The sequence below is a fragment of the Vibrio casei genome, assembly GCF_002218025.2.
Taxonomy (GTDB): Bacteria; Pseudomonadota; Gammaproteobacteria; order Enterobacterales; family Vibrionaceae; genus Vibrio; species Vibrio casei.
Genome location: NZ_AP018680.1, coordinates 1601587 through 1613882 on the forward strand (window position 1 = coordinate 1601587; position 12296 = coordinate 1613882).

Below are 12296 nucleotides of genomic sequence, written 5' to 3' on the forward strand. Positions count from 1 at the left end.
TATATCCTAAAGACAACAAAGCGCTAGTGAAAGCACCTTTCCTCTAAGGTTCGGATAACTTACGACTAATACAATAAAGCCGCAAACCCCACCATTGCTGCAAAGCTCATCATAAACCCACAAATTGGCGGTAATTTTTGAATGGTTTGGTTGGTAAAAAGGTGCCAAGTTGATCCCACAATACCCGCCAATACAAGCATAAAACAACCCGCTAATGACCAAATAATTTTATGAAGATAATTCAAACTGTAATACTGGGTCTGCCACAAAATTGCAAGGCTAACCAACATCGCGGCCACAATACCAACCACAGGTAACAAACGATGAAAAGCTTGTAACCGAGTCCGTGCCAATAACAATAAAACATGGCTAAAACTTGCACCAAGAAACATCATGCCCGCAAGAATAAATAATCCTTGTGGACGTTCTGAACCAATAATAAAGAAAAGAATAAACGCAATGGCGAACCCAAGAGCCAACTGCAATAACCAAATAGGTCCAGATTCACGGGTTTTACTCACTTTCACTTGAGAGAAGAAGACAAAGATAAGCACAGAAACCGAGGCAAGAGGCCAAAATAATGGACTAATGGCGAGCCATAATATCGCAATAATAGGTAACTGTTTATGAATACGACCACGCTGACCAGGGCATATATTCCCTTTCAGTAAAATCAACAATAAGACACATTGAGCACCAAGCAACATTGGTGGAATAACACTTAACAAGTAGGAATACATAAAAACTTAACCATCCATTATTTGAGTGGCGGGACTTTATCAAAACGACAACGAAAAATCATGCCGAATATATACAAGTGACGCCAAGACGCTCCCTGAGGGCGCACTAAAAACGAGTTTTCCACTGTGTTAATTGGATTATAATGTGACTTAAAGGCTCCGCTTATCTAATGCTTTAATCGCTGCCACGACATCAGCCACATTGGTCAAATTAATGATATGCCCAGCATCTTTCAACCACTTCACTTCAAGATTGGACCTTTTAAATAAGGTTTTAGCGTAATTGGCATTATCAGGACGAACAAGTTCATCGTCAGTGCCTTGTAAGAAAGTGATGGGCTGAGTAATGGAACGATATTGGTCTTGTGATTTTTCTAATGAAGGCGCTATCGCCAATACCTCTTTGTTCGATTCATACCAAGGATCCGGAATCAAAAAGCTTGGTATGTAATGCAAAGCAACATTAAACCAACGGGCTTGTGCAAGCTTAGGTCCAACATCACCAGCTAAAATCAATATTCCGCGAACATACTCAGGGTAATCAGCTGCCAGTTTTGGCACTAAAGAACCACCATAAGAATGCCCAACAAGAATGACTTTTTGTTGACTTGTCGTGGCAATTTCTTTTAATAACGGTGCAAGCAATCTCGATTGTTCCGACAAACTCACTGGAAAGTCACCAGAAGGATAAGTCGACTGCCCCCACCCCGGCCTATCAATTGAAAAAAATTGAAAATGTTTAAGTAGCTCTGATTGCTCAAAATACGTAGCAAATGTCCCCCACCCTCCCGGTGTACCATGAACAAAAACAATACTGGGTTTATTTTTCTTACCAGCACTAACATAATGTAAACGGTAGTTTTTATGTTCGATATTATGTTTAATCAGCAGGTTAGGAACATGTTTAACTCGTTCTATTGTGGCTTTGTTTTCTTTTATTTCCGGTGGCATAGAACACGCCGATATCGTTAGCATCATCAATACTATTAATAAAAAACGCATCCTTGCCTACCTTTTAAAAATCGCTGTAATAAGTATGAGCACCAAGCTCACAATTCATATAAGTAGACCTTACCTCCGCCATAATCCTTTCATCTATTTTATCCTTTTACGCGGTGTCTAATATGATTAAATTGCATCACTTAATAAACAAACTCGTGTCACCAACTTATCAATGCCTAGTTTTGCCTGTTTAATATTTTCAGCAAGCATATACGCAGGTGTCGTCACAATTCGATATTTTTCATCGAACGTAATCTCATCGACTGCACACTCCACATGTTTACCACCCAATGTGGTAATGACGGAAGCGATATCCACATCGTTCCCTATCGTGCACTTAACACCGTCAAAAACACTAGGAAGAAGAACAGGTGCAATGCACATGTAGCCTGAAGGTTTACCCGAATCAGTAAACGCCTTCATGCTCTTCTTTATACAAGGTAGAATATCGAAATCTTGGCCTTTAAAAGCAAACGATGATAAATTTTTCGCAACGCCAAAACCACCGATCATGATCAACGCGGCATGATCTTGTACTTGCAGTTTTGCAACATCCTTCACATTGCCACGAACTATTCTCGCCGCTTCTTGCAATACATTTCGCGTTTGGTTTTGCTCATCACCAGACAAATGGTCCACCACATGAGCTTGCTCAATATCCGGAGCAAAACACTGATACTCGACGCCTTGTTCTTCAAGCGCTAATAACGTTAATACAACCTCATTAATCTCCGATCCATCATACACACCACTTCCCGCCAGAATAACAGCCACAGTCTTAGACATATAAACTCCTTAATTGAACTAAAATAAAATAGCACGGCTTAAATAGACAACACTTTCAATTCAATGAGCCTAGCGTATTTATTTGCCAATAACAGAGAGATAAAAAACAATCTGAATAAAAATACTCAAACCTACCTATCACTTATCGTCATTAAAGCTGCAGTGAGTGAACGCAGACAGCAGAACTTTTGCTTCAAGTAAGAAAAGTATAACCCTATATAGATAAGGGCATAGTAGGAAAATAGTTTTGCTTTTACCCTAGTTGTTCAGAGCCTAAGTCTGTATACTTTGGCATCCCAAATTAGAGGTCAATTTATGTACAGCGACATCCCACTTTCATCTAAGCCAACACCCATCGACCAATATCCAAAATATTGGGCGGAGTGCTTTGGACCAGCTCCCTTCTTACCAACAACCCGTAAGGAAATGGACGCCCTTGGATGGGACAGCTGTGACATTATCATCGTAACCGGTGATGCTTATGTTGATCACCCCAGTTTTGGTATGGCAATTATTGGCCGATTATTAGAAGCTCAAGGCTTTCGAGTGGGTATCCTCGCTCAACCAAAATGGGAAAATAAAGACGATTTCATGGCACTGGGGCAACCTAACCTATTTTTTGGTATCACCGCCGGTAACATGGATTCCATGATCAACCGCTATACCTCAGATAAAAAACTGCGCCACGATGACGCTTACACTCCAAACAACGAAGGTGGCAAACGCCCCGACCGTGCCGTACTGGTTTATTCTCAACGCTGTCGTGAAGCTTATAAAGAAACACCGATTGTGTTAGGTGGCATTGAAGCCAGCCTTCGTCGTATCGCACATTACGATTATTGGTCAGACAAAGTACGTCGCTCCGTTATTTTTGATGCAAAAGCAGACATTCTCCTTTTTGGTAACGCAGAACGTGCTTTGGTTGAAGTGGCACACCGCCTTGCCAACCAAGAGCCCATCAGCGAAATGACCAATATACGTGGTACGGCAGTAAACCTTCCTGCGGTACCAGAAGGCTACACCGTTATTGACTCTTCACGAATTGAAAAGCCAAGCAAAGCGGTATTTGTACCAATTAACCCTTACGAAGTGGAATCGAACTGCGACACACAATCCAAAGATCAACAAGCAGAAGATGCTCAAAACGCACAAGCACAAGTGATTGAGATCCAACCTCAACCGATTAAACTTGACCGCAAACCACGTCACGATTCAAAACACACCGCTGTTCGTTTACCGCCATTTGAAAAATTAAAGAATGACCGTATTTTGTATGCTCACGCAAGTCGCGTCATGCACTTAGAAACCAACCCATATTCTGGGCGTGCTTTATTGCAAAAACATGGTGACCGTGAATTATGGGTTAACCAAGCTCCTATTCCACTTTCAACTGAAGAAATGGATTTTGTGTTTGATTTGCCTTATGCACGAGTACCGCATCCAATGTATGGTAAGGCAAAAATTCCAGCGTATGACATGATCAAAACTTCCGTCAATATCATGCGCGGCTGTTTTGGTGGTTGTTCTTTCTGTTCCATTACCGAACATGAAGGTCGCATTATTCAAAACCGTTCTCAAAAATCTATTTTGAACGAGCTAGAAGAAATTCGTGATAAAGTACCGGGCTTTACAGGTACTATTTCTGATCTTGGTGGCCCAACGGCTAACATGTACCGTTTAGGATGCTCAGATCCAAAAGCGGAAGCAAACTGCCGCCGCCCATCATGTGTCTTCCCTGGTATTTGTAACAAATTGGACACCGACCACCAGCACACCATTGATCTTTACCGCGCGGCACGTAAAGTTCCGGGAATTAAGAAAGTAATGATCGCTTCTGGCGTGCGTTACGATCTCGCGATTCAGTCTCCTGAATATGTGAAAGAACTCGTGACTCATCATGTCGGTGGCTATTTGAAAATCGCCCCAGAACATACCGAAAAAGGCCCATTAGACAAAATGATGAAGCCGGGTATGGGCACTTATGACACGTTCAAGCAAATGTTTGAAAAGTACAGCGCAGAAGCAGGTAAAAAACAATACTTAATCCCTTACTTCATCTCCGCTCACCCGGGCACTGAAGATGAAGACATGCTGAACTTAGCCCTATGGTTAAAGAGCAACAATTACGAATGCGATCAAGTTCAGAACTTCTACCCATCGCCAATGTGTAACGCCACATCGATGTATTATTCTGAAACGAACCCGCTTAAACGTGTTAAATACAAGCAACGTGAAGATGTGACCATAGCCAAAGGTGAACGTCAACGTCGCTTGCACAAGGGTTTATTGCGCTATCACGATCCCGCTAACTGGCCAATGATTCGTGAAGCTCTGATCAACATGGGTAAAAAACATTTAATTGGAGATAAGCCAAACTGTTTAGTCCCTGCTGAAGATGCGGTCGAAAGCTTAACGCCGGCACAACGCCGTAAATCGGGGCGTCATGGTGCACATCGCTTTGCAACACGCCACACGGGAGCAAAAGGTCAACCAGGCCTTGGGGGAGAACGACCACAAGGCAACAGTAAATCGACTAATAACAATAAATCAACCAATAACGACCCGAAAAACAGTAGTAAACCAACGGGTAATAAAAAACCGGCTGGCGCGAACCGTAAACCAATTGATCAAAGTAAAACAGGTGGTTTTAAAGGTAAGCCAAAAGGCAAACCCGCTGGTAGCCGCACACGTTAATCGGAAAAGGCGTTAGCAATCTAGCGCCTCTAACTTCCATGAAACTTGCCAATACCCCTGTAACCCAACACACCTTTAATGGCTATCCTTTTTATCTTAAACGGGATGACCTACTCCACCCTGAATTTTCTGGAAATAAAGCCCGAAAATTTATGGCGTTGCTTGAAGCCGATTACCCGAATATCACTACTTTAATCGGCTACGGTTCACCACAAGCCAATTCGTTATATAGCTTATCTGCTCTTGCCAAACTTAAAGGCTGGAAGCTAGAATTTTATGTCTCTCATATTCCAGAATGGCTTAAGCAAAATCCTCTTGGGAATTATCAAGCGGCTCTCGAACTTGGTGCAACCGTCATCGATATTAATCAGTTAGGATCAAAGCTGCCTCCTCACGATTATATTGAAACGATTCGAATGCCTAATGAACAATATTTATTTGAAGAATGTTTAGTTATACCCGAAGGCGGACGCAGTCCTATCGCCGAAGTCGGTATCAAACAATTAGCACAAGAAATTCGACAATGGGCGCAAGAACAAGAAACAGCCGAATTGACCGTCGCCCTCCCCTCTGGCACCGGCACCACTGCTCTTTACCTCAATAAACACCTTGCGCCGTATAATATTAATGTACTGACTTGTGCCTGTGTTGGCGGAGAGGAATACTTAATACAGCAATTTAAAAGCTTAGGTGAACAATCCCATCCAACTGTTCTATCGAGCCCTGAAAGGCGTAAACACCAATTTGGAAAGTTATATTCCGCTGATTATCAAATGTGGCAATCGTTAACACAGCAAACTAACGTTGAGTTTGATCTGTTATACGATCCTTATATGTGGCAATGCTTAACCCACCATTTCAACCAATCGCGTGAACATAACCCGAACCAAACCTTACTCTATATACATCAAGGTGGTTTACTTGGTAATGCCAGTATGGAAAAGCGCTATCAACGAAAATTGGATTAACCATTTCACTATTCCATCAATGCCATTCGAACCATAAAAAACGCATCACTCATAGAGCAATGCGTTTCATTACAAATGAATACAAGTTCATCTCAATAACCTAAGATTCCGATAGCTAGATAACACCTAGCTCACGTAAACGTTCCATTAAATAACTATGAGCAGTGTAACGTTCCGACAACACCACATCTGGCTTAGCATGTAAGAAAAGCGGCAAAGAAATACGCGATTTATCTTGGCGTCCACCAGTTGGGTTAATGACGCGATGCGTCGTCGATGGAAAATAGCCACCAGATGCTTCTTGCAACATATCACCAATGTTGATGATGAGATTACCAAAATCACAAGGCACATCTAGCCACGTTCCATCCATCGCTTTAACTTGTAAACCAGGTTCATTAGACGCAGGGAGAATAGTCAATAAATTAATGTCTTCATGAGCAGCAGCACGAATTGCCCCAGGCTCTTCATTACCCGTCATCGGTGGATAATGCAAAATACGCAATAATGTTTTCTCGCTATCTTTAATCATATCCGATAAAGCAATCGAGAACTTCGCTTGCACTTCTTTCGGTGCATGCAGCTCTACCCAACTTAGTAACTCTTGTGCGAACGAATCTGCACGTTGATAGTAATCTAAAATCTGAGCTTTCAGTTGCTCAGGTATTTGCCCCCAAGGGTACACATGAAAGTATTCTTTAATGTCTTTAACGCTATGGCCTTTTGCCGTTTCAGAAACAGACGGTGGAAAATAGCCATCTTGTGTATCAACGTTAAAATGAAAATCATTTTTTTGTTCCGATAAAAAGAATTGTTGCCAATTTTCATAAATCGACTCAACCAACTCTTTAGGAATTGGGTGATTTTTCAGTACACCAAAGCCAGTTTCACGCAGTGATTTTACAAATTGCTCAGCAGCATCATCAGCAAGGTAATCAACGGTTTCTAATTTCATAATATATTTTTATCATTTGGGGAAAATACTCGCAAAGTGTAAGTATCTATAGCGATGAAAGCAAACGTTGAAGCTCTATTTTATAATAAAAAACGCACCACGATTTTAGCGTAGTGCGTTTGATCACCTAACTTAAAACGACGTTGGATTATACTTTGTTGCTGAGCCTTTGCTGTGTCCACAAGTACAATAAATCCAGCGCGATAGTCGCGCCAGCCAAAGCGGTAATGTCACTTTGATCATACGCAGGCGACACTTCAACTACGTCCATACCGACCAAGTTAATCCCTTGTAAACTGCGTAGAATTTTTAGAATTTTATCCGATGTCATGCCGCCACAAACTGGCGTTCCTGTTCCCGGCGCAAACGCTGGATCAAGGCAATCAATATCAAAAGTTAAATACACTGGCTTATCACCAACAATTTTTTTCACTTTTTCGACAATCTCAGACGCCGATAAATCGTTAGCTTCCATCGCATTGATGACATTAAATCCATGCCCCTCTTGCTTATATTCAGTACGAATACCAATCTGTACTGAGTGCTCACGAGAAATCAGCCCTTCCTTGGGGGCATGATAAAACATAGTGCCATGATCATACCGGCTGCCATTGCTGTAAGTATCGGTATGAGCATCAAAATGAATCAATGCTATTTCGCCGTGTTGTTTCGCGTGCGCACGCAGCAGCGGCAAAGTAATGAAGTGATCGCCCCCTAAACTTAACAACGTTTTCCCACTGGCAATAATTTCACTTGCCGCCGCTTCTAAACGCTGTGTCAGATCTTCGGCATCTCCGCAATCAAACACCAAATCCCCAGCATCAACAACATTGGTATGTTTAAACAAATTAAAATTCCAAGGAAATTTTTTGCTCTCCCATGCTAGGTTGACCGAAGCACGACGAATCGCATCGGGTCCCATTCTGGCGCCAGAACGACCTGATGTTGCCATGTCAAACGGTACACCCAACACCACAACATCAGCGTCTGCTTCTACCGGATTTTGCACCATAGGGCGACGCACAAAGCTCATTGAGTTTGAATACAATGAATAATCTGGTTTATTAAACAGATCATCAAATTTGTTCATATCAAATATCTTCCAAATAAGTGTAGCCCGACAGCCCTTGCTCTAATTCTGCAAGGATCTTTTCTTGTTCGTGACTTTCAACACGGCTTGCCACTAATTCACGATAATTACGGCGAATATCATCCACATCAATATGGACATAACGCAGCATATCTTCCACGGTATCGCCTTCATTAATCAATACGATTTCAGATTGCCCTTTCTCATTCACGTTCACGACAACCGAGTGACTATCACCAAATAGATTATGCATATCACCCAAAATCTCTTGATAAGCGCCAACTAAGAAAAAGCCCATTAAATATGGGGTATCTTTATCCCAGCGAGGCACTGGTAACGTTGTTTCAATACCTTGTCCATCAACGTATTGATCAATCACACCATCCGAGTCGCAAGTAATATCAAGCATCACTGCGCGAGTTTGCTCAACTTGGTTTAAGTTGGTCAATGGCATTACAGGGAAAACCTGATCAATCCCCCACGCGTCTGGAAGCGATTGGAACAATGAGAAGTTAACGAAGAATTTGTCCGCTAAACGTTCATTTAACTCATCGATAATAGGACGATGAAAGCGGTTCTTATTGTTCAACTGTAAACTCAATTCATGACAAATGCGTAAACAGACTTGTTCTGCCCAAGCGCGATGATGCAAGTTAATCACACCCGTTGCAAATTGGTTATGCGCTTCAGCTAAATCACTTTGTGTATCATTGTAAATCTCAATTAATGCGCGATCATCTGTCCCTTGAGACAGGATCTCCCAGTTACGCCACATGTTATGCAGTAACGTTGGCGCGTCATCCTCGGGAGCTACAATCACTTCAGGCTTGTAACCTTCGGTACCGATAACATTCGTGATCAATACCGCATGGTGCGCCGTCAATGAACGGCCAGATTCAGAAATAATGGTTGGCTCTGGTTGGTTATAAAGCTGACAAATATCACCAATACTCGAAACAATATTACGGGCATATTCCGCCAAACCATAGTTCATTGAACTGTGAGATTGGCTACGAGTACCATCATAATCCACTGCCAAACCGCCACCAACATCCATATAATCAAGTTGTGCACCGATATCACGTAGTTCACAATAAAAACGCGCGGCTTCACTCACGCCATTTCGCACATCACGAATGTTTGCCATTTGTGAGCCTAAGTGAAAATGTACCAACTGCAACGTCTCCAATTGGTCTTCCGCTTTTAAACGATTAATTACCGTTAATACTTGGTTCGCCGATAAACCAAATTTTGATTTTTCACCACCGCTTGATTGCCACTTACCTGCCCCTTGAGAAGCAAGACGAATACGCAAACCCATACGAGGTTTAATACCTAAAGATTTTGCTTCAGATAACACAAGATCTAACTCAGATAATTTCTCAAGAACAATAAAAACTTTATGTCCTAGTTTCTCACCAATCAATGCCAAGCGAATGTATTCACGATCTTTATAGCCATTACAAACAATGACCGAACTGGCTTGCTGTGCCAACGCCAATACAGCAAGGAGTTCAGGCTTGCTACCCGCTTCAAGACCAAGTTGCTTATGCTCAAGCTCAGCTTGACTCGCCAGTATCTCATCCACCACTTCTTTTTGTTGGTTTACTTTAATTGGGTAAACCAAAAGATAGCGGTTAGTGTAATTATATTCTTCAATGGCTTGGTTAAAAGCATCACACACGTTATGAACGCGTTGGTGCAAAATTTGCGGAAAACGAACCAAAGCTGGCAAAGTTAAATTTTGCGCTTCAATCTGCTTCACTATTGTACTTAATGGCACTTGAAGGTGTTCTTCACCTGCACGCGGAGAAACCGTCATTTCACCAGCATCATTAATGCCATAGAACCCTTGGCTCCAATGACGTACATTATAGTTAGCTCGAATTTGCTCTAAGTTCACAGGATTTTCCACATTATTCCCTCTCGTTTAAAATGAGTTTTTACATTGAATCAATACGTTAACACACAGGTTTATTCGTAAGTGTGCGTCAGTTCACGCGCATTAACTAATAAATATTTCAACGAGTCCAATGAGAAAAATTTGTAGCAAGAATAAATAAATTGAATGAATTAAATGTTAAGAAAAGTCAGCATATTATAAATTATTCAAAGTAATTGAAATTGTCACTTCAAATATGAAGAGTAAGTATTGTGTTTCAATCTTAGTCAGTAATAATTACAGCTATACCTCAATACTTACGTTTCATAAAAATGGGTTAACCATGCGATATTATTTAGCTTTTTTACTTATTCTTTTGTGTTCGTTTTCAGGACTTTCCCAAGCTCAAACGGCTCAACACGAAAATAATGAAAGAGTCAAAAGCGAAAACAGTCTCAATCAATCTGAAATCACCCAGATTAGTAACACAATGAAAGTGTTAACGGAAAAAGCTAAAACACTAAAAGGTGAACGATTGGCCATCATTCAACTTGAAATTTACAACATGAATGAAAAGCTTCGTAAAGTACTCAAATCGGCCGTTGAGCAATCATCCGTTGAACAAAAAAATTCGGATAAAACGTTGCTGACTCAGCAGATCCAATTGCAAACTGAATACTACAAATTCTATCTTTCTTATGTAGAACAAAAACTCGATAATCTCCAGACGGAAATTGAAAAAGCCAAGAAAGATGATCGCCTCTTAATGCAAATCCCTCTGAACGAATTGCGCATAGGCCAAGCCATCCTTTATACAGAGCAGTACCAGAACTACGCATGGTTACAATCTCTAGGCATTGATACCGATAAATCAATAAGCCAGTTCGAAGATAAACTGCAAGATCTCGCCCACTTTACTTCCGCAGCATTAAATTATTCATTAACTTATCAAGAATCATTGCAAAGACAGTTAGAGGGTTTATCCGCCACTCAAGCTGAAAAAATCAACTTAGAAATATCGTATCTGCAGCGAGACATTAATACTTACAGTAAAGCCTTATCGCGCTTAGTTGATACCGCAGATTCTCTTAATATCAATACCGTAGAATTACGACATGAATTATTTACGGCCACCGGTGATATTACCCATGATTTATTCAGTTGGGCAGTTTTGAAATCAACGTTTGTTAGTTGGTTTACGCAATTTTCAAGCTGGTTTGTTATCAACAGTCCAAACATGTTTTTTAATCTCTTTATGTTTGTATTGATATTAGCTCTCGCACGTGTTGTTGCTCAATTGGTGCAACATCTATTGAAAAAAGCAGTGAAAGCACCACACTTAAAACTCAGTAATTTAATGCAGCAATTTATTTTATCGATGTCGGTAAAATTAATTTTCTGCATCGCGCTACTCATTGCTTTAGCACAAGTTGGTTTGGATCTCACACCCGTGATCGCCGGCCTGGGCGTCGCAGGTATCATCATCGGCTTTGCTCTACAAGACACGCTTTCAAACTTTGCTTCAGGCATGATGTTACTGATCTACCGCCCTTTTGATGAAGGGGATTGGATTAATGCGGCGGGAGTAGAAGGCACCGTTAGCCATGTGAGCCTAGTTAATACCACCATACGAACCTTCTCTAATGAAGTGCTTTTAGTTCCTAACTCTAAAATTTGGATGGAAGTCATCATTAACCGCACTTATGAAAAAGTACGTCGGGTTGATATGATATTTCGTATTGGACATAAAGATTCCATTGCAAAGGCAGAACAAATATTTGAAGACATTTTAGCGGCAGACGAACGAGTACTTAAAGCACCAGCGCCTATCATTAAGGTGAATACACTGGAAGAATCGTCGGTCAACTTTATTGTACGCCCGTGGGTAAGAACGGATGATTATATTGACGTAATGCGTGATTGTACTCGTGAAGTAAAAATGCGCTTTGACGCCGAAGGGATCAACATTCCCTTCCCACAACAAGATATTCATTTACATATTGTTGGTACTGACATGGGTCTTAACTTATCGTCTAATCCAACTCGAACTCAGGATTAACACCCGCGCTCAGAATTAAAACAGCGCTCAAAGTTAAAACCATACGGCCCTAATATCATCCTTTATTAGGGCTTTTCTTTTATCCATTGTCCAATATTCATTTATTGCGCCTATTTACCT

Annotated in this window: 9 protein-coding genes; 3 read left to right on the forward strand and 6 right to left on the reverse strand. The window is 41.2% G+C overall.

Going from position 1 to position 12296, the window contains the following annotated elements:
* Positions 1–65: 65 nt before the first annotated feature.
* From VCASEI_RS07620 to elbB, 3 genes are all read right to left on the reverse strand, one after another.
* A complete protein-coding gene (locus VCASEI_RS07620; RefSeq protein ID WP_086963156.1) occupies positions 66–740 on the reverse strand; it encodes a hypothetical protein in 675 nt (224 codons plus the stop codon).
* A gap of 150 nt (positions 741–890) precedes the next feature.
* Entirely contained in the window at positions 891–1742 is an 852-nt protein-coding gene (locus VCASEI_RS07625; protein ID WP_089110136.1) for an alpha/beta fold hydrolase, read from the reverse strand.
* A gap of 126 nt (positions 1743–1868) precedes the next feature.
* Entirely contained in the window at positions 1869–2528 is a 660-nt protein-coding gene (elbB, locus tag VCASEI_RS07630; protein ID WP_089110137.1) for an isoprenoid biosynthesis glyoxalase ElbB, read from the reverse strand.
* 315 nt (positions 2529–2843) lie between these two features.
* Between elbB and VCASEI_RS07635 the strand changes: the two genes are divergently transcribed.
* Both VCASEI_RS07635 and VCASEI_RS07640 read left to right on the forward strand, forming a co-directional pair.
* Entirely contained in the window at positions 2844–5222 is a 2379-nt protein-coding gene (locus VCASEI_RS07635; protein WP_086963149.1) for a YgiQ family radical SAM protein, read from the forward strand.
* Positions 5223–5260: 38 nt separating this feature from the next.
* On the forward strand, positions 5261–6190 hold the full coding sequence (locus tag VCASEI_RS07640) for a 1-aminocyclopropane-1-carboxylate deaminase/D-cysteine desulfhydrase (protein ID WP_089110138.1): 930 nt from the start codon (positions 5261–5263) through the stop codon (positions 6188–6190).
* A 115-nt stretch (positions 6191–6305) separates the two neighbouring features.
* Here VCASEI_RS07640 and VCASEI_RS07645 read toward each other — a convergent pair whose 3' ends face one another.
* The 3 genes from VCASEI_RS07645 to speA form a co-directional block, all read right to left on the reverse strand.
* The gene (locus tag VCASEI_RS07645; protein WP_086963146.1) at positions 6306–7145 is read right to left on the reverse strand and encodes an isopenicillin N synthase family dioxygenase; all 840 of its coding nucleotides are present in this window, start codon (positions 7143–7145) and stop codon (positions 6306–6308) included.
* 148 nt (positions 7146–7293) lie between these two features.
* On the reverse strand, positions 7294–8235 hold the full coding sequence (speB, locus tag VCASEI_RS07650; RefSeq protein ID WP_086963144.1) for an agmatinase: 942 nt from the start codon (positions 8233–8235) through the stop codon (positions 7294–7296).
* Between the two features lies 1 nt (position 8236).
* Entirely contained in the window at positions 8237–10150 is a 1914-nt protein-coding gene (gene speA / locus VCASEI_RS07655; RefSeq protein WP_089110139.1) for an arginine decarboxylase, read from the reverse strand.
* A 310-nt stretch (positions 10151–10460) separates the two neighbouring features.
* Here speA and VCASEI_RS07660 point away from each other — a divergent pair, with 310 nt between their 5' ends.
* The gene (locus tag VCASEI_RS07660; RefSeq protein WP_162621036.1) at positions 10461–12176 is read left to right on the forward strand and encodes a mechanosensitive ion channel family protein; all 1716 of its coding nucleotides are present in this window, start codon (positions 10461–10463) and stop codon (positions 12174–12176) included.
* Positions 12177–12296 lie beyond the last annotated feature (120 nt).

Coding starts and splice junctions, on each gene's coding strand:
- VCASEI_RS07620 (WP_086963156.1), bottom strand. CDS start 740: ATGTATTCCTACTTGTTAAGTGTTATTCCACCAATGTTGCTTGGTGCT.
- VCASEI_RS07625 (WP_089110136.1), bottom strand. CDS start 1,742: ATGCGTTTTTTATTAATAGTATTGATGATGCTAACGATATCGGCGTGT.
- elbB (WP_089110137.1), bottom strand. CDS start 2,528: ATGTCTAAGACTGTGGCTGTTATTCTGGCGGGAAGTGGTGTGTATGAT.
- VCASEI_RS07635 (WP_086963149.1), top strand. CDS start 2,844: ATGTACAGCGACATCCCACTTTCATCTAAGCCAACACCCATCGACCAA.
- VCASEI_RS07640 (WP_089110138.1), top strand. CDS start 5,261: ATGAAACTTGCCAATACCCCTGTAACCCAACACACCTTTAATGGCTAT.
- VCASEI_RS07645 (WP_086963146.1), bottom strand. CDS start 7,145: ATGAAATTAGAAACCGTTGATTACCTTGCTGATGATGCTGCTGAGCAA.
- speB (WP_086963144.1), bottom strand. CDS start 8,235: ATGAACAAATTTGATGATCTGTTTAATAAACCAGATTATTCATTGTAT.
- VCASEI_RS07660 (WP_162621036.1), top strand. CDS start 10,461: ATGCGATATTATTTAGCTTTTTTACTTATTCTTTTGTGTTCGTTTTCA.